General features: G+C 63.6%; 17 protein-coding genes. 9 read left to right on the top strand and 8 right to left on the bottom strand.

Translation table 11 applies throughout. The features are described 5' to 3' along the window. The first annotated feature begins 3 nt into the window (after positions 1–3). From JTF07_RS15985 to JTF07_RS15995, 3 genes are read left to right on the top strand one after another with little or no spacing between them, the layout of a single operon-like run. The gene (locus tag JTF07_RS15985) at positions 4–870 is read left to right on the top strand and encodes an ABC transporter ATP-binding protein (protein ID WP_204235224.1); all 867 of its coding nucleotides are present in this window, start codon (positions 4–6) and stop codon (positions 868–870) included. Next, positions 867–1,757, top strand: a complete 891-nt coding sequence (locus tag JTF07_RS15990) for an ABC transporter ATP-binding protein (RefSeq protein ID WP_204235225.1) — start codon at positions 867–869, stop codon at positions 1,755–1,757. Before JTF07_RS15985 ends, JTF07_RS15990 begins: the two co-directional genes overlap by 4 nt. Beyond that, the gene (locus tag JTF07_RS15995; protein ID WP_204235226.1) at positions 1,757–3,301 is read left to right on the top strand and encodes an ABC transporter substrate-binding protein; all 1,545 of its coding nucleotides are present in this window, start codon (positions 1,757–1,759) and stop codon (positions 3,299–3,301) included. Before JTF07_RS15990 ends, JTF07_RS15995 begins: the two co-directional genes overlap by 1 nt. 93 nt (positions 3,302–3,394) lie before the next feature. Here the strand turns inward: JTF07_RS15995 and JTF07_RS16000 are convergent, their stop codons facing one another. The 3 genes from JTF07_RS16000 to JTF07_RS16010 form a co-directional block, all read right to left on the bottom strand. Further along, positions 3,395–4,732 (bottom strand): MFS transporter, encoded by a 1,338-nt coding sequence (locus JTF07_RS16000; protein WP_204235227.1) that lies wholly within the window; start codon positions 4,730–4,732, stop codon positions 3,395–3,397. Positions 4,733–4,809: 77 nt separating this feature from the next. Then, complete coding sequence (locus JTF07_RS16005) at positions 4,810–5,742, bottom strand: NADP-dependent oxidoreductase (RefSeq protein ID WP_213018890.1); 933 nt, start codon at positions 5,740–5,742, stop codon at positions 4,810–4,812. Continuing rightward, positions 5,739–6,371 (bottom strand): DsbA family oxidoreductase, encoded by a 633-nt coding sequence (locus JTF07_RS16010; protein ID WP_204235228.1) that lies wholly within the window; start codon positions 6,369–6,371, stop codon positions 5,739–5,741. The genes JTF07_RS16005 and JTF07_RS16010 overlap by 4 nt, the downstream gene beginning before the upstream one ends. 81 nt (positions 6,372–6,452) lie before the next feature. Here JTF07_RS16010 and soxR point away from each other — a divergent pair, with 81 nt between their 5' ends. After that, positions 6,453–6,938 carry a redox-sensitive transcriptional activator SoxR gene (gene soxR, locus JTF07_RS16015; RefSeq protein WP_204235229.1) on the top strand — a complete coding sequence of 162 codons (486 nt, stop codon included), beginning with the start codon at positions 6,453–6,455 and terminating at the stop codon, positions 6,936–6,938. 11 nt (positions 6,939–6,949) lie between these two features. On the opposite strand, the gene JTF07_RS16020 is transcribed toward soxR, so the two are convergent. Beyond that, positions 6,950–7,909 carry a quinone oxidoreductase family protein gene (locus JTF07_RS16020; RefSeq protein ID WP_204235230.1) on the bottom strand — a complete coding sequence of 320 codons (960 nt, stop codon included), beginning with the start codon at positions 7,907–7,909 and terminating at the stop codon, positions 6,950–6,952. A 78-nt stretch (positions 7,910–7,987) separates the two neighbouring features. Here JTF07_RS16020 and JTF07_RS16025 point away from each other — a divergent pair, with 78 nt between their 5' ends. Beyond that, positions 7,988–8,629 carry a TetR/AcrR family transcriptional regulator gene (locus tag JTF07_RS16025; protein ID WP_204235231.1) on the top strand — a complete coding sequence of 214 codons (642 nt, stop codon included), beginning with the start codon at positions 7,988–7,990 and terminating at the stop codon, positions 8,627–8,629. A 6-nt stretch (positions 8,630–8,635) separates the two neighbouring features. Here the strand turns inward: JTF07_RS16025 and JTF07_RS16030 are convergent, their stop codons facing one another. Both JTF07_RS16030 and JTF07_RS16035 read right to left on the bottom strand, forming a co-directional pair. Then, positions 8,636–9,847, bottom strand: coding sequence for an FAD-binding oxidoreductase (locus JTF07_RS16030; protein WP_204235232.1), 1,212 nt, complete (start codon positions 9,845–9,847; stop codon positions 8,636–8,638). Continuing rightward, positions 9,847–11,151: an aromatic ring-hydroxylating oxygenase subunit alpha gene (locus JTF07_RS16035; protein ID WP_204235233.1), complete on the bottom strand. Its 1,305-nt coding sequence runs from the start codon at positions 11,149–11,151 to the stop codon at positions 9,847–9,849. Before JTF07_RS16035 ends, JTF07_RS16030 begins: the two co-directional genes overlap by 1 nt. Positions 11,152–11,257: 106 nt before the next feature. Between JTF07_RS16035 and JTF07_RS16040 the strand changes: the two genes are divergently transcribed. After that, positions 11,258–12,184 carry a LysR family transcriptional regulator gene (locus JTF07_RS16040; protein ID WP_204235234.1) on the top strand — a complete coding sequence of 309 codons (927 nt, stop codon included), beginning with the start codon at positions 11,258–11,260 and terminating at the stop codon, positions 12,182–12,184. 3 nt (positions 12,185–12,187) lie between these two features. Here JTF07_RS16040 and JTF07_RS16045 read toward each other — a convergent pair whose 3' ends face one another. Next, on the bottom strand, positions 12,188–12,553 hold the full coding sequence (locus tag JTF07_RS16045) for a hypothetical protein (protein WP_204235235.1): 366 nt from the start codon (positions 12,551–12,553) through the stop codon (positions 12,188–12,190). Between the two features lie 258 nt (positions 12,554–12,811). Here JTF07_RS16045 and JTF07_RS16050 point away from each other — a divergent pair, with 258 nt between their 5' ends. Continuing rightward, a complete protein-coding gene (locus JTF07_RS16050) occupies positions 12,812–13,744 on the top strand; it encodes an ornithine cyclodeaminase family protein (protein WP_204235236.1) in 933 nt (310 codons plus the stop codon). Beyond that, positions 13,741–15,150, top strand: a complete 1,410-nt coding sequence (locus JTF07_RS16055; RefSeq protein ID WP_252199871.1) for an APC family permease — start codon at positions 13,741–13,743, stop codon at positions 15,148–15,150. Before JTF07_RS16050 ends, JTF07_RS16055 begins: the two co-directional genes overlap by 4 nt. A 122-nt stretch (positions 15,151–15,272) precedes the next feature. On the opposite strand, the gene JTF07_RS16060 is transcribed toward JTF07_RS16055, so the two are convergent. Further along, positions 15,273–15,848 carry a hypothetical protein gene (locus JTF07_RS16060; protein WP_213018891.1) on the bottom strand — a complete coding sequence of 192 codons (576 nt, stop codon included), beginning with the start codon at positions 15,846–15,848 and terminating at the stop codon, positions 15,273–15,275. Positions 15,849–17,007: 1,159 nt separating this feature from the next. Here JTF07_RS16060 and JTF07_RS16065 point away from each other — a divergent pair. Next, positions 17,008–19,797, top strand: a complete 2,790-nt coding sequence (locus JTF07_RS16065; protein WP_252199872.1) for a zinc ribbon domain-containing protein — start codon at positions 17,008–17,010, stop codon at positions 19,795–19,797. Positions 19,798–19,836: the final 39 nt, after the last annotated feature.

Consider the following 19,836-nt stretch of genomic DNA (forward strand, 5'->3'; position numbering starts at 1 on the left):
CATATGAGTCCCGAATCCGCGCCGCCCCAGCCTAATCAGTCACAACCCGGGCAGCCCCTGCTCGAGGTCGACTCGCTCACCGTCGACATCGACGGGGAGGTCGGCAAGCACCGGATCCTCGACGATGTTTCGATCACCCTTGAGCCGGGAGAGCCGATGGGCCTCGTCGGCGAATCGGGGTCAGGGAAGTCGATGACCCTGCGCACGATTCTCGGGATGCTGCCGCCGGCGGCCACTGTCGTCGAAGGGGAGGTCAGATTCCGAGGGAGGAACATCCTCACTTTGGGCAGCGACAGACGCTACGACCAGAAGGTGCGCGGCACCGGAATCTCGATGGTGTTCCAGGAGCCGGCGATCGCGCTCAATCCCGTGATGAAGGTCGGACGCCAGATCACCGATGCCATTGCCGAGCACAAGGGCCTGTCGAAGCGTGCGTCTCATGACCTCGCGATCGAGCTGATGGACCGAGTCGGCATTGCGAACCCGGAACGTCGTGTCTCGGACTACCCGTTCCAGCTCTCCGGGGGCATGCGACAGCGCGTGATGATCGCGGCCGCCCTCGCGCAGGAGCCGGAGATACTCCTCTGCGATGAACCCACGACGGCATTGGATGTCACGATCCAGGCTCAGGTGCTCGATCTGTTTCGTACGATGCAGCAGGAGAAGGGTCTGGGTCTGCTCTACGTCACGCATGATCTCGCCGTCGTCGCCCAGCTGTGCACGAGCATCAGCGTGATGAAGAGCGGAAAGATCATCGAACACGGGAATCTGCAGAGAATCTTCGACGAGCCGCAGGAGGACTACACACGCAGACTCCTGTCGGCGACTCCACGCATCGACGATGGAGTGCAGCTGGAGAGGGCGACATGACCACACGACTGCTGTCACAGGGCGATGACGACTCCCGCCGAGACACAGGTTCCCGGCCGGTCTCACCTTCGGGTTCCGGGCTCAGAGCCGAGAACATCACCGTCACCTTCGGTCGGGGCGAGCGATCATTCACTGCCGTCGATGACGTGAGCATCGACGTCGCCCCGGGCGAGATCGTCGGCCTCGTCGGAGAATCCGGCTCCGGAAAGTCCACGGTCTCCCGGGTCATCTGCGGGCTGCAGCGCGATTATTCGGGCACGGTCTCCTTCAACGGCCAGGAGCTAGAGCCGAAACGCAGCGCTCAGCAGTGGCGGGTCGTCCAGATGGTGTTCCAGGATCCCTTCGCCTCCCTTGATCCCCGGTACACGGTGCGCAGCACCCTCTCCGAGGTGATCAGGCACCATAAGCTCGCCTCGGGAGCAGCCCTGAAGCGCAGGTGCGCCGAACTCATGGACATGGTTCGCCTGCCGGTCGAATTCCTCGACCGGACTCCCACTGCCATGTCCGGCGGTCAGCGCCAACGCGTGGCCATCGCCCGAGCACTCGCGGTCCAGCCCGAGGTGATCGTGGCCGACGAGGCGGTGTCCGCCCTTGATGTCAGCGTGCAGGCAGAGATCATCGCTCTCTTCGCTCGGCTGCGTGAAGAGCTGGGACTGTCGATCCTCTTCATCTCCCATGACCTGGCGGTGGTGAAGAGCCTGTGCGAGCGTGTCTGCGTCATCCACAACGGAGTCCTTGTCGAGAACGGTTCGACAGCCGAGATCTTCCATCACCCTCGTGAGGACTACACGAAGACCCTGCTCCGCGCCATCCCCCGGTTCGACAGTGCCTTCCTCGATCAGACTCCGGAACGGCGAACCACCTCGGCGAGCGAAGGAGGCCGTTGATGTTCGGCAAGCGCACGTCCAGATTCCTCGCCGTCGTCGCCACGTCGCTGCTGATACTCACCGGCTGCGGATCGGGCAATGAGGAGGCGCCTGCCAACGGGGGCGACCTCATCTTCGCTCGCGGCAAGGACGCCACCACCCTGCTGCCGCCGACCACGACGCAGAATGCCGATATCTGGACTCTGCAGCAGGTGTACGAGACGCTGACGCTGAACAAACCCGATGGGACCGGAGTCGTTCCGGGTCTCGCGACGGACTGGAAGGAGTCGAAGGACAAGCTCTCGTGGACGTTCGATCTGCGTGAGAACGTGAAGTTCCACAGCGGCAAGGAGCTCACGGCCGATGATGTCGTCTTCTCACTCAACTACGCGCGGGACGCAAGCGACGACGCCAATCTCTGGGCCGGGGAATTCACCCTCATCGACGACGTCAAGAAGGTCGACGACTCCACGGTCAAGATTGAGCTGTCCAAACCATGGGGACCGCTGCCCAGCTATATGGCGCTGTTCGCCGCCGCGATCTACCCGAAGGACTTCGGCGGTCACGATGCCGAATACATGGCAACGCATGCCGACGGCACGGGACCCTTCAAGGTCGACTCCTGGTCCAAGGGGCAGAGCCTCAAGCTCGTGCGCAACGACGACTACTGGGAAGAGGGCGTGCCGAATCTGCACTCGGTGACGTTCAATGTGGTCTCCGAGGACAACACCCGAAGACTCCAGCTCCAGGGCGGACAGGCCCACATCAATGAGGAGCCTGCCCCCTTGAGCATGAGCACCATGGACCGGTCGCAGGATGTCTCGGCTACCGCCTTCGAATCGACGAAGATCCTCTACTTCAACCTCAACAACACCGTCAAGGGTCTCGACGACCCGAAGGTTCGCCGGGCGATGTCCTACGCCGTCGACCGGAAATCCGTCGTCGATGTCGTCTATGCCGGCTATGCGGATCCGGCAAGCTCCTTCATCTCCCCTGGTCTGACGGGCCATGCCGAAGGCATCACCGGCGGCGAGTACACCATGGACAAGGCCAAGAAGCTCATGGCCGAATCCGATCACGCGGAGGGGCTGGAGATCACTATCCAGATCCCTTCCGGCGTGGCAGACCGTGAACTGCTCGCACAGATCGCCCAGCAGTCGTGGCAGGACCTCGGGATCACGGTCCATGTGCAGAAGCTCGACGATGCGACCCTGGTGACCAACCGCACCAACGGCGACTTCGAAGTACAGGTCGGCTATGCGACCTCGGACGTCTCCGACACCTCGCAGATGATCAACTTCCTCGCGGTCACCGACGACTCGGGCATCCGCTCCGGTTACGGCGATCCCGACGTCAAGAAATGGTCGACGCAGGCTCTGGCCGAACCCGATCCGGACAAGCAGAACGAGCTCTACGCGAAGATCCAACAGAAGGTCGCCGACGACGCCCCGATCATCCCGGTCGCCTACCAGAAGGCGCTGTACGGAATCAGCAGCGACGTCGTCGACTTCAAACCCTATGTGCTCGGCACCTACGGGCTGCGGGAGGCGACTCTGAATCGGTAGTGTCTTGTCGAGCAGCACACCGCGCTGTCGACGTTGTCCCGAGGGCAGCGTGTCCCTTCACATGTAGAGATACGACCGGGCTACCCGCCTCGGTCATGTGCGGGATGCATCGCGAAGCGAGCCAGTCGGCCACCATACAATCGCGATGCCGACAAGCCCCAGAACGGCAAGGACGAGGTAACTGGTGACGAACCCGGAGTCCCCGACCATGGCTGACAGCAGTATGCCGATCACGGCGAGCAGCGCGGCAGTTCCCATGCTCTCCGACGCCTGCAACGACGCACTGTACCTCCCATGTTCGTCCGAATTCGTGATCCGCAGGGTCGCCGAGGCGATGCGCGGGTAGGCGATACCCATCCCAGCGCCCATGAGCACACATCCGAGAATGACCGCCGGAAGGCTGAGGAGATCGAGAGTGTAGCCGACGACGATCACGGGCCCGAAGGAGACCAGCGGTGCAGCTAGAGCAAGGAGTCGACCGTCACGCGTCCTGTCGGCGTCGAATCTGCCCTGAATCCATGAACCTGCTGCCCAGCCCGCTGCTCCGCTGGCAATGACGAGGCCCGCCGTCGAAGACGCGAAACCGCGTTGATCTTGGAGGTAGAGAGTCAGGTGAACATCGCTGGCTGTGGTTATGGCTCCCAAGATCGCTCGTAGTCCCACCAGCCGCGGAGCCCCCGTCCGCAGGGTGAATGTTCCCGCAGGCAGGAGCATACGAGCCGCCGGGAGGAGAATAAGGCTGCCAAGGAGGAGAAGCACAAGGCCCTCCACGACCGAAAGCTGACCGGCGAAGTGAAGAGAGACGAGGGCACCAGCAGCCATCAGTGCGACTATGACGTTCCTGTGCGGTGATTTCACCGCAGGTCCCTCAGATCTATCCGGGAAGTCGGCTCCGGCGAATGAGCTGAGGCTCGAAGATGCAGAGGGTCTGGCCCCCGCGATCAGCAGAGCGACGATCGCTATCGCCGACCCGCCCGCGGCTACGCAGAAGACGGTCCGCCATGTGGTGAGCTCGGTGAGATGCCCCGCGGCGAGAGGGCCCACGAGCGAGGGCAGAAGCCAGGCCGCACTGAGCAGAGCGAACATGCGCGGACGCATGTCAACGGTCATCGTGCGAGCGATGAGCACGTAGATGACGACGGAATCGACTCCTCCGCCGAAGCCCTGAATCAGCCTTCCGAGGACGAACATGGGTGCGCTCGGGGCCAATGCGCACACGGCGATGCCGAGGACGAACAGGGCACCGCCGATGGCAAGCGGTTTCCGCACTCCGTGGGCGTCGATCCACATTCCGGCGATAACATAGCCGACGAGCCCGGTCGTGATCGTCGCTGCGTAGGACATCGAGTACCAGTTCTGCCCGTCAAGATCGGTCATGGCAACCGGAAGGACGGTGGTGACGGCGAAGGATTCGAATGCGATGAAGCCCATCAATGCCAGGGCGCTGAGAATGATTGGCGCCCTCTGAACCGACCAGAGCTTTTCACGTCGCGACGTTGCGGTCCTTCTCATCGCAGTTCGGCAATGCGAAGAACTACCTTGCCGCGGCCGTGGCCGGTCTCCACATCGCGGTGTGCTTCGCTGGCTTCATCCAGGTCGAAGCTGCGACGGATGTGCACGCGGAGTCTGTTGTCGGACACCAGCCGGGCCAGCCCTGCCAGACGGTCGGCGGACCTCCTGCTCCGCACAACACGGCATCCGAGTTCATCGGCGAGTGGCATGTCCACTATGGTCGCAATACGCCTTCTGTCGGTCACGATCTGGACGGCAGTCAGCAGGTTCTCATGACCGGCAGCGTCGAAGGCCACGTCATATCCTCCCGGCAGTTCGCGAATCCTCTCCAGCTGTCCCGGACCGTAGGCAATTGGTTCGGCACCCAGAGATCGCAGATAGTCGTGGTTCCCGACGCTCGCTGTTCCGACGACCTCGGCACCGGCCAGCACGGCAAGCTGGGTGAAGATCGTCCCCACGCCTCCGGCCGCACCGTGGACAAGAACACGATCACGGCTGGTGATCTCCAGATCTTCGAATGCGGTCAGTGCCGTCTGCCCCGACGCCGATAACGCGCCAGCCTGTTGCCAATCGAGATCCGGTGGTTTGGCAGTGACCTGGTGTTCCGGAACTGCGACGAACTCCGCATAGCTGCCGAGCATTGAGTAGCCGAGAACCTCATCGCCGACGCGCACGCCCGAAACGCCAGATCCGACCTCTTCTACGATCCCGGAGAATTCGTTTCCCGGCACCTGTGGGAATGTGATCGTCGCACCGGGAGGAGTCCAGCCGGCGCGAATCGCGGCGTCGGTCAACTGCACTCCTGCTCGGATGATACGCACGAGCACGTCCCCGGTTCCAGCACGGGGGCGAAACAGCAGCTGAGCCCGGAGGACTTCAGCGGAGCCGAATTCGTCGAAGGCCGCCGCCTTCATCGTAAGATCCGTCATTGTGGACCACTCGCTTTCTGCAGAAAGGAGGTCAGTTCCTCCACCGAGGCGGCCCCAGAGATCGAATGGTCACCGATCAGAAACGCCGGTACCGAGGGAAATCTTCGATCCACCGCTTCCCGATGATCGTCTCGGACCATGGCTGCCAGGTGGTCGCTGGCGATTGCCGCGTGGACCTCGGTCGCATTCAGCCCCATGTCGATACCCAGCTGCTGCAACACGTCAGGATCCGAGACGTCGAGATTGCCACGCAGATGCGCCTCGAAAGCACGTTCCCACGCACCGTCGACGTCTAGTCCCCTCTCCTGCGCCGATCTGAGCACTCGATGAACCGCTCGGGAGTCGGTCCGGAGAGCGGTGTCGATCGAGATGTCGAGTCCGACGTCCTGCCCTGCCTCTCTGATCCTCTGCGAGAGCGAGGCCCATTCATCCGATTTCATGCCCCACTCACTCGTCGCCACCTCGGGCAGCAGCTGTCCATGAATCGGTGGCCCTTCGGGCTCAAGCAGAAAACTCCTGTGGCTCAACACGAGGTCTACGCCGATTTCGCGGGCAGCCCGCTCGAGTCTGCGGTGTCCGATCCAACACCAAGGGCACCGCACATCTGCCCATATCTGCACATCGGTCATCTTCTGGTCTCCTTGTCAGTCGAGGTGTTCATGTACAGTCGACTACATGAAGTGGACTTGACGTCAAGGAGGTCGTTGCCGATGCCGCAGATCCCAGAGGACGTGGTATGGCTGAAGCCTGGCCAGGTCGCCGAGCGAGCGGGAGTAGCAGTCTCCGCGCTCCATTACTACGAGAAGCTAGGGCTAATCCACAGTCGACGGACCGCAGGGAATCGACGCGAGTATCGACGTGACACGCTCAGGGTCATCGCCTTCATTCGCGCTTCCCAACGCGTGGGCATCGGGCTCGATCGCATCAATGATGCCCTGGAAGGTCTGCCGGAGGAAGGGATTCCGACGAAACGCGACTGGGCACGGATCTCACGTGAATGGCACGACGACCTCACTGAGAGAATCGACCACCTCACCGCACTGAGAGATTCTTTCTCGAACTGCATCGGATGCGGCTGCCTGTCACTGCGTTCCTGCCCCTATTCCAACCCGAACGACATTCTCGGAACCGGCGGAGCGGGAGCTCGTCGTCTCGGGAACGACGCATCGGACCGGAACAATCCGCGGGGTGAATGACACTGCGCGACTCAGTGCTCGAGGATGATCTTTCCGGTCGTCGCCCGGGATTCGAGTGCCGTGAAGGCCTCGGCCACCTCGGCGATGGAATAGCGGGCGCCGATGCTCACCTTGAGGTCTCCGCTGCGAATCCACGCGAAGATCTCATCGGTGCGACCGCGGATCTCATCTGCGGTGCGGACGTGGTCGGCGACGGTGGGGCGGGTGAGGAAGAGCGAGCCCGAGGTGTTGAGCGTGTTGACGTCGACCGGATCGACCGGACCGCTGGCGTTGCCGACGACGACGATCGTGCCCCGGGTGCGCACGGCCTTGAGATCATCGTCGAAGGTGGTCGCTCCGACGCCGTCATAGATGACGGTGGCGCCGATACCGTCGGTGACCTCCAGGGTCTTATCGGCGAAGTCCTCGTAGCCGAAGACATGGCTCGCTCCGTTCGCCCGGGCGATCTCGGCCTTCTCCTCTGACGAGGTCGTGCCGATCACCGTCGCGCCCTTGAGCACGGCGACCTGAGTGAGCAGCTGACCGAGACCCCCGGCCGCCGCGTGGACCACAACGACGTCGCCCGAAGTCACCGCGTGCGTGTCCGTGGTCAGGTAGTGCGCGGTGATGCCCTGCATGAGAGCGGCCACTCCGGTCTCATCGTCGATGTCATCGGGGATCGGGACCGCTTTGGCCGCCTGGACGAGGGCGAACTGCGAGAAGCTTCCCTGCCCACCGGCCATCCAGCCCACGCGCGTTCCGACCTCGAACCCCGTGACACCGTCACCGGTGGACACGACCCGACCGACCCCTTCGACTCCGGCACGAAAGGGCGTGGGCAGAGCCGCGCGACGTTGGACGACATCGAGGAAGTTGACGCCTGAGATACTCAGCTCGACGAGAATCTGGCCCTCGGCGGGTACCAGTTCCTCGTTGTCCACCTGCGCGTACGCTTCTGGACCACCATGCTGCTCAACCTTGATGAATGTCATCTTTGCCCCCTTGAAGTCGGTGTCTGGGTCTAGGCGCGGAGCTTTCGTCCGCATGTGCATCCGGACTATAGTCCGTATATGAGCGAGCATACCGGAACGCAGTCCGCTTTTGGAAGAGCCCTTCTTCCCATGGCGACTCCAGAGCAGCCGCTGCGCGCCGACGCACAGCGGAATCGACGTCGAATCCTCGACTCTGCCACGCAGCTCCTGGCTGATGAGGGAGTCGGTGGACTGACCATGGACGAACTGGCCAAGCGCGCTCAGGTCGGCAAGGGCACGCTGTACCGGAACTTCACCGATAAAGCGGGAATCGCCTCGGCGCTGCTCGACGATCGCGTCCGAGACATGCACTCGCGGATGCTGCAGGGGCCACCTCCGCTGGGGCCGGGCGCACCCGGCGACGAGCGCCTGGCAGCCTTCACCGAGGCATATATGAGGCACATCTCGGGCAACCTCGACCTCGTCCTCCTCACCGAGGCATCGAGCCCCCGGGGGCGTTTCGACAGAGTGGGCTACCCTTTCTGGCGTCGACACGTCGAAACCCTCGTCGCCGAGGTGCGCAGAGAAGACCACGCCGAGAATGCACGACTGCACGCCGAGGCGGTCATGTCCGTGCTCTCGGCCGCTCAGCTGGAGCAGTGGATCCGCATTGAGGGGCACGACCTCGACGAGCTCATCCCCCGAGTGCAGAAGATCGTCGTCAGCATCGCCGTCGGCTGAGTTCAGTCACCGCTCCACAACGAGGTCGCTCAAAGGCGTCGAACAGCAGGGCAGAAACTTCCCGGCCGCGATCTCCTTGGGGCGGATGCCTCCTGCGTGGTTCATCTCGACCTCGCCGCTGACCAGGACTGACTTGCAGGTTCCACACATCCCCTCTTCGCAGGAAGACGGGAAGACCATACCGGCCTCGACTGCTGCGTCGAGAACCGTGGTCTCAGGATCGCATTCGACATGCTTGCCGCTGCCGGTGAAGTCGATGCCGAATCTCCTCAGCGGAGACGCCCCGCACACAGACGGTGGACCAACAGGCTCCGCTCCCCGCCCCGAAACTGCCTCGGTCGCGGCCTCGACTTCGGCGAACTGGGCCCGCTTGGCCAGCCGTTCGGCTGGAGAGGTCGCGAAGACGAAAGACTCCTCGTGCACCCGGCTCCCCAGCACGCCGAGCTCGTCGAGCATCACCCGGACTGCGGCCATGTAATCGGCAGGACCGCAGACAAAGGTCTCACGATCTGCCAACTCGGGGACCACCTCGGCGAGGGCCTCGCAGGTGATGCGACCACGGCGACCGGCCCACACCTCAGTGGCGGAGTCTCTCGAGCACATCGTCACCACATTCACACCGGGGACCTCGGCCAGCTGCTCGAGTTCGGGCCGGAAGATGATGTCGGCCGGGGTAGCCGCGTTGTGAATGAGCACGATGTCGGTCGGGGCACCGGCAGGCCGCGCTAGCAGGGACCGCACCATCGACATAATCGGGGAGAGACCCGAGCCGCCGGAGACGAACAGGTGCTTCGCGGCCGGGTGGAAACTGGTGCTGAACAGACCGTACGGACCGTCGACGTGGACTCGGTCGCCGACCCTGAGCACGTCGTGCAGGTAGGTCGAGACCGCGCCGCCGTCCACGCGTTTGACGGTGAGGGTGAATGTGTTCGTCCCGAACGGTGCCGAGGCGATCGAATAGCAGCGCTCACACTCGAGTTCGGGGATGCGCACCGTCACGTACTGTCCGGGTTCGAAGTCGATCCGAGCCATCCAGGGGGCAAAGAGCTCGAAGCTCCTGACGTTGTGCGTGACATCGGTGATGGACACGCATTCGACCATCCCGGTCAGTTCCGCGTCGGCATCGGGTGCTGCCGCGTCAAAGCCGGGGGCCGTCGCAGCATAGCCGGGGGCTGCCGCGTCAAAGCCGGCGTTCAGTGTCTCCTGGTCGATCGTCATCAGCCCTGTCCTCCCTGGCCAGCCTGCCGTACGTCGGTCTGCACCCTGTGAGCCTGCAGCCGTTCGATGTACCACGTGCAGAATTCTTCGAGGTCGCTCTCCGTGGGCGCATAGGGTCCCGGAATGTAGGCCGGCGACGAGATCCCGCGGTGGGCCTTCGCGCACAGCGCCGCATCCTGCTCGTTCGTCTTCACCCACACGGTCGTGAGGTTCTCAACGTCATAGTCGACGCCTTCGACCGCATCCTCATGGACCAGCCAGGTCGAGCGCACCCGCGTGGTGTCGGGCCCCAGGGGAATGAGGGAGAAGGTGACCGCGTGGTCGCCCATGAAGTGGAACCAGGCGTTGGGCTGAGTGTGCATGGATAGTCGCCCGAGCTCAGGGGTATCGAGTTCACCGAGGAGCTTCGCCGAGGCGGCCCCGCCGTCCATCGTGTACGACTCCCCCTTTCCGTCGAGAGCCGCCCGTTCGATGCGGAAGCCGGTGGCTCGGCCGCTGAGCTCTGCGATGAGCTGCGTGGGCAGGTTGTTGCGTTCGCTGTTGACCCGCAGTCTCTCCTCGGCGTCGAGGTAGCGCTGATAGGCGGGCTTGAGCCGTTTGGGGATCTCGTCCGGGGCGTAGCCATAGGTTGGGAAGAATGTGCAGGTCAGCTCCGGGTGCCCGGCCTCGCAGTGATAGCACTCGCGGTTGTTCTCCATGACGAGCTTCCAATTGGCGTGCTCGATGAGATCGACCTGAGCGGCGACCTTGGTCTTGTTCAGGGCGTGCGGTTCGATGTAGGGCGAGATCCGCTCGGCCACCTCGGCGAAGTCCTCCGGCGGATTGTGCGCCAGGCAGATGAAGACCAGGCCAGCGACGACGCGGACGTTGACCGAGCGCAGGGAGAAGCAGGTCCGGTCGAAGCCGGGAGCCTGGACACCTGCGGACATGAGGTCGCCCTCGGGTGAGTAGGTCCACTGGTGGTAGCTGCAGACGATGTTGCCCACGGACCCATTGGTCTCGGACAGGAGGCGAGCGCCTCTGTGGCGGCAGACGTTGTGGTGGGCGCGGATCTCCTCGTCGTCATCGCGGATGATGATGACCGAATAGTCGCCGATGTCGATGGTGACGAAATCGCCGGGCTCGGGCACCTCGGCAGCTGCCGCTGCGAAGATCCATGTCGCGGCGAATACCGCGTCGATGTCCCTGCGATAGAACTCATCGGAGAGATAGAAGGGGGCCTCAAGACAGTAGCCGGGTCGACGCTCGTCGATGAGCCTGTCTGGTTTGTCTGTTCTGGGATCGACTTCGGGTGCCAAAGTCATCGGTGTCACCGCCTCGCTGCGATTGCTGTTGCCTAAGGCCAGTGTCCGCCGGAAAACCTGCGAAGAAAAGCGAATCTTTTTCCACTGGATCGTGCAACAATATTGCATGATCGATCAGCGTCTCCAGGTGCTCCGAGTGCTCTCCGAGGTCGGAACTCTCACCGAGGCCGCACACCGCCTCGGATATACCCCTTCCGCCGTGTCTCATCAGCTGCGATCCCTGTCCAAGGACCTCGGTCTGCCCATCCTCGAACAGCGCGGAAGAGGCCTCGTTCTGACCCCTGTGGGCCAGCTCCTCCTTGAGCGGACACAGGAGCTCTTCACCCGGTGGGAGGAGATTCGCGGCGAACTCGCCGAGGCCGATGCGGGCAGCCCCATGCAGCAGAGGCGACTGCGCCTGTGCGGCTTCTCGACGGCTGCGGCGGCGCTGCTGCCACCGACTGCGGAGAAGGTGAACGAACTTTTCCCCGATTCTCAGGTCACCATCATCGAGGCCGAGCCGGAGGAGTGCTTCGAACTCCTCGTCACCGAGCAGGCAGATATCGCCGTCGTCGTGGCCACGGACCCGCTGCCGCCGCGCAGCGACATCCGGTTCGAGCAGAATGCGCTGGTCAGCGACCGGCTCGACCTCCTCGTCCGCAGCGATCACCGCTTGGCCACTCGCTCGGCGGTGTCACTGAGTGAGGCTGCTGAGGAGAGTTGGATCCTCGACCGCCCGGGTTCGCCCTACTACCGGCTGGTGCGAACAGCCTGCGCGGCCGCCGGCTTCTTCCCCGAGAACGCCCATCAGTCGCGGGAGTGGGAGACCGGAGCGGCCCTGGTCTCTGCCGGATTGGGGGTGGCGCTCATCCCCCGCCTGGCCAGACTGCCCGAGGGCTACGATGTGGCCCGCGTGCCCTTGCGCGGAGATCCGGTACCGTCCCGGAAGATCCTCACCGGGGTACGCAGCGGGTCTGCCGGCCAGCCGATCATCGCCGCCGCGCTCGGGATCCTCCACGAGGTCGCAGCCTCGGTGGCTCACCGCGGGGTGTGAACCTCACCGGTACGACGGCCAGCCCATGGCCGCGTGCCTGATGCGACGACGCTTCTTCGCGGTGCGGACCGCGAGGACGATTCCGGTGACGAGAGCCGCCAGTGACACCACGCCCACAATGACTGCGGTGATGACGAAACCGGAGGCGAAGTCATTGAAGGCATCGACGTTGCCGCCACCACCGAACAGGAACAGCACGCCGGGAATCATGATGATTCCGATCGCCAGCAGCACACCGAGGGCTCCCGCCATAATCAACAGAATCCCCGGAACCACCGAGGGCAGCCGTGGCATGGGGTGCTGCGGAGCGACGTACCGCGACCTCGGGTGCTGTGCCACCGGCTGCTGCGGCACCGGCCGCTGCGGCATTCCGAAATTCTCCCGAGCCATCGTCACATTCACCCTTCGCCTTCACCTGGCCGACCACCAGTCTTCGACCATTGACCACTGTCGCTCTCCATCGTAGACGCGCCTCGACGCTGGACACCCGTGCTCATGTGACGAGATGGTGACGCGCTCACCCGGACTTTCGCATCCTGAAGAGCATTCACACGCCGACCGGGGGTGGCATAAGGTCGATGGCAAGAAGCCAGCCCCCAGGCCCAATCACGAAGGATGTGCTCACCGATGGACGAAGTGAAGAACCTCGATGCCGAAGCTGTCTTCGCCGCACTCTCCCCCGCCGAGGCGGTCGCCGCCCTGCGTGCAGCGTTGGCGAGCGATTTCGACCCCGCCGATGACATCCCGCGCACGATCACCGACATCTCTGCCGGGAACATGATCTTCATGCCCTCGGAGATCGGCGACTGGGTCGGCGTCAAACTCGCCGGCGTCTCCGTCGGCAATCCCGAACGCGGCCTCCCCCGAATCATGGCCCAGTACCTCATGTACGACAGCGCGACCCTCGAGCTGCGAACCGTCATCGATGGTGCGGCGCTGACGACCCTGCGCACCCCGGCGGTCTCCGTCGCTGCGATCGAACCTGCCCTGACCAGGTTCACTCGGCCGGTCAAAGTCGTGGTCTTCGGCGCCGGCCCGCAGGGTGTGGGGCATGTCGACACGATCGCCGATGTCCTCGATGTCGAGCTCGCCGATGTCGCCTTCGTCGTCCGCTCCCCCGATCAGGTCACCTCCGATGCCCGTGACCGCGGCAGGGTGCTCGAAGCGCAGACCGCCGAGGTGGACTCAGCACTGCGCGCCGCCGACATCATCGTCACCGCCACCACCGCGAGCGAACCCCTGTTCTCATCAGATCTGGTCAGACCCGGTGCTGTGGTCATGGCGTGCGGATCCCACGATCCCCATTCGCGTGAGCTGCCAGCTGAGCTCTTCACCTCGGCGATGGTCGTGGTCGAAGACCTCAGCACAGTGCTGCGGGAGGGCGGGGACGTCGTCCTCGCGATCTCCGATGGGGCGCTGGATGCGGATTCGCTCGTGACGATGAAGCGCTTCAGCAACGGCGAGGTCAGCGCCGATGCGGGTCAGACGGTCATCTTCAAGGGCTCCGGCATGTCGTGGGAGGACCTGGCTGTGGCCACGGAACTGGCAGGCAAAGCATGAGCACGTCTGCCGAAGGATCCGGAGGATCCACCGACGGTACAGGATCCACCGGCGGTACAGGATCCACTGGATCAGCAGGGAAAGCGGGTGAACTTCGCCGCAGCATCGGACTGACCGAACTCGTCTTCATCGGCCTGGTATTCATCGGACCGGCGGCTGCGGTCGGCGTCTTCGGCACGCTCGACGCGAACTCGGGCGGTGCCGTTGCGCTCGTCTATATCGTGGCCACGATCGTCATGTCGTTCACTGCGGTCAGCTATATGCGGATGTCGCGGGAGATTCCGCGGGCAGGAACGGTCTTCGCCTACGCCTCGGCGGGAATCGGCCCGCGTGCAGGATTCACCGCCGGATGGATGATCCTCCTCGACTACCTGTTCATTCCATCCGTGGCGTATCTGTTCACGGGCATCGCTCTGAACTCGATCTTTCCGAGCATTTCCGTGTGGCTGTTCACCGGCATCGCCGTCATTCTCACCACCGGCCTCAACCTTGCCGGCGTGAAGATCGCCTCACGGGTGATCACGCTCGTGGTGGTCATCGAAGTGCTCGTGCTCGGGCTGGTCCTCGTTCTCGGCATCATCTATCTGGCAGCCAACGGGCCCAGCCGAGATTGGCTGTCCCCGCTCACGGGCGTGGGCGCGTTCTCGATCACTGCAGTTCTGGCCGCAGTGTCCGTGGCTGTTCTGTCCTATCTCGGCTTCGATTCTCTGGCGACATTCGCCGAGGAGGCCAAGGGCGGGCCGAAGATCGTCGGACGCGCCACCTTGGTGTGCCTTGTTCTGGCCGGCGTCTTCTTCGTGGCGCAGACCTGGGTGGGTAGTCTGCTCTCGCCGGTGTCTCCTGCCGAGCTGCAGGCCAACCCTGAGTTGGAGGGCGCAGCGTATTACGATGCCGTCGATGCCACCCTCGGGACGTGGGTGCAGTGGCTGCTGGCCCTGGCCAAGGCCGTCGGTGCGGCGTTCTCCGCCATGATCGGACAGGCCGCCGGATCACGAATCCTCATGGACATGGGCCGCAACGGCCAGGTGCCGAAGTTCCTTGGTCAGGTGTCGCCGCGGACCGGTGTTCCGTGGAAGGGAATCCTCGTCGCGGCCGTCGGCAATGTCATCGTCGCCGGCTGGGCGACGACCCGCGCGGACGGTCTCGACCAACTCACGTCCATCGTCAACGTCGGCGCTCTGAGCGCGTTCATATTCGTACAGGCCTCAGTGGTCGGCTACTTCCTCGTCAAACGCCAGGGTTCCGAGACTCCGAGCTGGTTCACCCATGGGGCGATTCCGATCATCGGCGCCGTCCTGCTCGCCATCGTCCTCGTCAGCGCGAATCCCCTCGCCCTGATCATCGGTGCGGTGTGGCTGGCCATCGGTATCGTCGTGTACCTGGTGCGCAACCACCGACGGGCCTGACTGCGCAGACGGGCCCGACTGCTGGTCGGGGTCCGACTGCCGGGCCCAGCTTCGACCGGGCAGTGACACGGTCAGTCAGTGTCACTGTCAGTCAGGGTCGCCACGGTCGCTCAGGGTCACGCTCAGTCTTGGAGCCGGGTTGTGCCATCAATCCCACCTGAGGTGTTGAGCTGCTTGGCATAGCAGTAGTCGGCGCCAAGACCGTGCGATGAGCACCAGGACAGTGCCTCCTCCGGATCGTCGTATCCGATTCCCACGACCGTGACCCAGAAGTCGTCTTCTTTGAAGCTGGCGAAATCACCAGACCACACCAGCTGCACGCGAGGGAACTCCTCCCGCAGCCCTTGGTGTTCGGCGAGGATGTCCTTTTCCTTCCAGGTCTTCCCTTCGGCCTCAAGACCCAGCTTCTTCGAACTCAGCTGCGGCACCCATTTCCCGTTGAGGTCAGCCTTGACGCTGGGTCTGTCTTTTTCGATCAGCTGCTCAAGTGCCTTCGCCGGGTCATCCGACAGGGCTGGTGATTCCGAGGGATCGGGACTCTCTGAGGGACCTTGGCTTGATGAGGCCTCGCTTCCCGGGCTCTGCGCCTCCGATGCGGCGGGTGCGGCGACCGTGTCGCCGTCAGAGCCCTTGCCGAACAGAGTCGCTGCGCCCCATCCGATTCCGAGAGCGACAACGACGATGAGAACCACGCCCATCGCGATATGCCCTCTCCGACTGCGGGACTTCCCAGCCGGTGCAGCGGCATCAGGCCCTTGCGCATAGTGGGCATTGGAGTTCTGTGACGGTGCCTGTTGGTGATTTGGGTACTGCTGGTGGTGTGGGTACTGCTGGTGCTGTGGATACTGTTGATACTGGCCATGTGGGGCCTGGGCCGAAGCGGATTCGCTCTGCGGGCGCTTCGGCCTGGGGTACGGGGACGCGGTGGGAGCCACAGGAGGCCCTTCGCCCCAACCATTGCTGACACGCTCTTCCGGCTGACCCCAGCCAGTATCGGGCTGTTGGTTCCAGCCCGCTTCCGACTGCTGATTCCACCCTGTGTTGGGTTGCCGCTGCGGTGGGTTCGCCCCGTGTCCTTGCTGACCGTTGCCGTTCCACGCAGGGTCGCGGCCACTCCCGGGTGGAGGTGGAATCTCACTCATCAGCGGCTCTCGATCCTTCTTTGCGAAATGAGTCCTTGAGGACAACGTCCATGGTTTCACAAGCCTAATATAGGATTGCCACTACAAAATGAATATGCGCTCGCATATTGGCTTATATCCAAATACACACCCCTCGCCTGCATCGAAGCAGACCCACACGGATGAAGGACCACTCATGAGCGACTCATCTCACGACGCCAAAGACAACGGAGCCGCAGAAGAGTCGGACAGCACTGCCGTTGACGAGCCGGACAGCACTAACTCAGAAGAGCCGAAGAGCACAGAGACTTCACCCGCCACGAAGAGGCCCGAGCCCTCCCTTTCTGCGGCGTCTGGCTCGGAGACGCCCTCCCCTGCAGCCGGGCTTGACTCGAACAACGACGATTCGGACTCCACAGCGCGGTTCGCGCCTGGCTGGAACCAGAGCAACCAGCAGCAGTCCCACCTCTATGACTCAGAACCGCAGACGCAATCCCCAGCTCCATCCCCATCCCCATTTCCAGAAATGGGATCACCCCACCCGGGCCAGCACTCCCCAGCCTCTAGCCAGGGCTCGCCAGCCTCTAGCCAGGACTCGCCATATCCTGCGTACGGCGCTCCCATCGGGCAGCAGCATCCCGACCCGAACTCGTACTACTCTCGCTCGGGCAGTCAGTCGAATGGGCACCCGGGAAGCCAACCGAGTGGATACTCCGGCAGCCAACCGGGTGGGCACATGGGCAACCAGCCCGGCGGCCACCTCGGCGGTCAGCCGCAAGGAGTTCCCTATCCTCAGCTTCCCCAATACCCTCAGCCTCAGATGTCTCCGTCGGCGGCGAAGTACCTGTCTGCGTTGAGCCAGGGAGCCACATGGCGCAGCGCCCTGATCCCGCCTGGGCTGGCCCTGCTGGCTGGAATCATCGTCTCGATCATCATCTCGGCGCTGCTCACCTCGATGAGCGACTTCACCACTCTCGCTGAAGAGACCGGTTTCAACACCGACGGAATCAGCTACGCGCTGCCCTTCGTCCTGCTGGCAATGTCCCTGTTCGGTTCGGCTGTATTCCGCTTCAACGTGCAGGCCGGAGACATGGGTCAGGCGTCGGGCAGCCTCTTCGCCTCGGGAGCACCGCTGCTCATCACCATCATCGTCATCGGTGTGCTGTGGTGGTTCACGAAGCGCAGCGAGCTCAAATCGCCGTCACCCAATCGCGGCGTCACCTGGATCCGCATCGGGATCACGACCTTGTCGATGGCTTTCGTTCTGCTTCTTCTCGAACTGATCTTTGCGGCGCGCTTCTCCATCACAGAAAGCGGCGGGGTGGTCGATCTCGAGTTCTCCGCCGTGACCGTCCGTTCGTTCTTCCTGCCGCTGCTCACCGTCCTCATCACCAGCATCTGCGCAAGGATCGCCGGGCACTTCAAGGGCAGCGAGGCCATCGGTGCTCCCTTCCTGCGGTGGCTCGTCCCGCCCATTCTCGTGACGTGGACCCACCTCATTGTCGCCACCCTTGCCCTGTCGATCGTCGCAGTCTTCATCATTCCGCTGTCCTTTGACATGCCCTGGCAGACGATTCCAGCGCTCTTCATCAATGTGGGTCTGATCCTCACCATGCTTGTCCACCTCGGCGGAGTCAGCGCCTCGGCTCAGGGAGACATGATGGGCTTCGACTCCCGCGGGTTCTCGGAGTCACTGACCATCTTCAGCCGCGAGGCACCCGGGCAACTGTGGATCGGGCTGCTGGCGGTCGTGGCCGCCGTCCTTGTCGCAACCCTTGTCGCCACCGTGACTCGCCGTCCCTATTGGACAGTCGCCGGGGAGGACAAGGCGCAATGGTCCACTGCGTGGAAGATTCCGTTGGCGTTCTGCGCTATCTGGGGACTGGTCTCCGTGCTGGCTGTCCCCCTCCGCATCCATCTGGAGGGGTCAGCCGCGGCTGCGTCGATGTTCGATGGCTTCGGCACCGCCCGCGCTGGTGTCGGCCCTCTGGCCTGGTCGTTCCTCCTCTTCGCCCTCTGGGGCGTTGTCATCGAGGTTCTATCGAGGACCCTCGGCCCGCGGCTTGTCCTGACCGTTCCGGCCCTCGCGAAATTCTTCGCCGGACGGGCCGTCCACCCACACTGGGGTCAGGCGCTGGGTATGAGCGAACCACGCCATCCCCTCATCCATCCAGACGCCGTCGCTGGCCCTGGTGCCGGAGCCGGTACGACAACTGCCGGCGCTGGTGCCGTTGCTGCTGCCGGTACCGGGGCCGCTGCTTCGGCCGACCCAAGCGTCCCGCAGTCAGGGCCCTCAGCGCACGCGGAACCTGGCGCGTATCCACCTCCAGGGGAACTTAGCGCGTATCCACCTCCAGGGGAACTTAGCGCGTATCCACCTGCAGGTGCCACCTATCCGATGCCCGCTCCCCCGAACGGCGCCTATGCCGGGCCCGGCTCGCCCCCGCCTCCGGGAACCGCACCTGCCCAACCCTTCAACAAGAAGAAGGCGACTCTGGTCGGCGTGATCAGCGGCTCGGCCGTACTCGCGATCGTCGCGGCACTCATCGTCGTCACGCAGGTCAACGGGAACACCTTCAGTCCTGAGGCCGCCGTAGAGAAGTATTTCTCCGAACTCTCCGATGGCGATGCCGAGGGCGCGCTGAAGATGGCCGATGTCGACGTGCCCACAGAGCAGCGGCAGCTGCTGACGAACGACGTCCTTGGCGCCGCAAAGGCCCTGCCGAAGGACGTCACCGTCGACGATGCCGATGTCAACGGGAACTCGGCGACAGTGACCGCGACCTACGACGTCGGGGGAAGCAAGGGCACGACGAACTTCTCTCTGCATAAGGCGGGCAAGAAGGCCTTGTTCTTCGACGACTGGAGGCTGCAGGCGCCCGAGCTCTTCTACCTCTCCGTCGAGACTCCCGGTCTGAGCAAGGTCAAGATCAACGGCATCGATATCGAGACCAGCGAATACGGCATCGCCCTTCCCGCTTTCCCGGGAATGTACACCATCGGACTCTCTGAAGTGACCGAACTGGTATCTGCAGACGAGATCGAGGCCCGAGCATTCTTCGCCGAGGAAGGCGACATGGAAGGGTACGAGCCTGCGCTGCTCGCGGCCCAGCCCACCGATGCCTTCCGCACCGAGGTGAACAAGCAGATCAAGACTCTCATCGACAGCTGCGCCAAGAAGACCGTCGCACAGCCCGATGGCTGCCCCTTCGGCTCCTACAGCGCCGAGAGCTACGACGCGACGAACATCAAATGGTCGATCTCCTCGTATCCGACGGCCAGCGTGGGCGATCCTTCGGGCGAAGGCTACTTCGACCCCGAGGAATCCACCGGGCCCAACGCCGGACCCGCCTGGCCGATCTCGACAGAGACGACAGGTGAGGCGTTTGTGACGGGAAAGTACGACTCGTTCTTCGATGAATCAGACACCTTTGACGACACGGTGACGTTCTCGGTCGACGGCACCGCTGAGATCGTCGACGGCAAGGTCGTGATCAACATCGAGGGCGACCCGTACGACTTCTGATCAGGGCCGGGTCGCTCCGGTCAGGGCTGGCTCCCTCTA

Source organism: Brevibacterium sp. RIT 803 (assembly GCF_016892625.1).
GTDB lineage: Bacteria > Actinomycetota > Actinomycetes > Actinomycetales > Brevibacteriaceae > Brevibacterium.

Excerpts from the sequence above, each read along its gene's own strand:
- JTF07_RS16030 (WP_204235232.1), bottom strand. The coding sequence starts at position 9,847 with ATGACGATCGACCAGGAGACACTGAACGCCGGCTTTGACGCGGCAGCC.
- JTF07_RS15985 (WP_204235224.1), top strand. The coding sequence starts at position 4 with ATGAGTCCCGAATCCGCGCCGCCCCAGCCTAATCAGTCACAACCCGGG.
- JTF07_RS16065 (WP_252199872.1), top strand. The coding sequence starts at position 17,008 with ATGGGCAACCAGCCCGGCGGCCACCTCGGCGGTCAGCCGCAAGGAGTT.
- JTF07_RS16020 (WP_204235230.1), bottom strand. The coding sequence starts at position 7,909 with ATGACATTCATCAAGGTTGAGCAGCATGGTGGTCCAGAAGCGTACGCG.
- JTF07_RS16005 (WP_213018890.1), bottom strand. The coding sequence starts at position 5,742 with ATGACGGATCTTACGATGAAGGCGGCGGCCTTCGACGAATTCGGCTCC.
- JTF07_RS16025 (WP_204235231.1), top strand. The coding sequence starts at position 7,988 with ATGAGCGAGCATACCGGAACGCAGTCCGCTTTTGGAAGAGCCCTTCTT.
- JTF07_RS16060 (WP_213018891.1), bottom strand. The coding sequence starts at position 15,848 with ATGGGCGTGGTTCTCATCGTCGTTGTCGCTCTCGGAATCGGATGGGGC.
- JTF07_RS16000 (WP_204235227.1), bottom strand. The coding sequence starts at position 4,732 with ATGGGCTTCATCGCATTCGAATCCTTCGCCGTCACCACCGTCCTTCCG.
- JTF07_RS16040 (WP_204235234.1), top strand. The coding sequence starts at position 11,258 with ATGATCGATCAGCGTCTCCAGGTGCTCCGAGTGCTCTCCGAGGTCGGA.
- JTF07_RS16045 (WP_204235235.1), bottom strand. The coding sequence starts at position 12,553 with ATGCCGCAGCGGCCGGTGCCGCAGCAGCCGGTGGCACAGCACCCGAGG.
- soxR (WP_204235229.1), top strand. The coding sequence starts at position 6,453 with ATGCCGCAGATCCCAGAGGACGTGGTATGGCTGAAGCCTGGCCAGGTC.
- JTF07_RS15990 (WP_204235225.1), top strand. The coding sequence starts at position 867 with ATGACCACACGACTGCTGTCACAGGGCGATGACGACTCCCGCCGAGAC.
- JTF07_RS16035 (WP_204235233.1), bottom strand. The coding sequence starts at position 11,151 with ATGACTTTGGCACCCGAAGTCGATCCCAGAACAGACAAACCAGACAGG.
- JTF07_RS16010 (WP_204235228.1), bottom strand. The coding sequence starts at position 6,371 with ATGACCGATGTGCAGATATGGGCAGATGTGCGGTGCCCTTGGTGTTGG.
- JTF07_RS16050 (WP_204235236.1), top strand. The coding sequence starts at position 12,812 with ATGGACGAAGTGAAGAACCTCGATGCCGAAGCTGTCTTCGCCGCACTC.
- JTF07_RS16055 (WP_252199871.1), top strand. The coding sequence starts at position 13,741 with ATGAGCACGTCTGCCGAAGGATCCGGAGGATCCACCGACGGTACAGGA.
- JTF07_RS15995 (WP_204235226.1), top strand. The coding sequence starts at position 1,757 with ATGTTCGGCAAGCGCACGTCCAGATTCCTCGCCGTCGTCGCCACGTCG.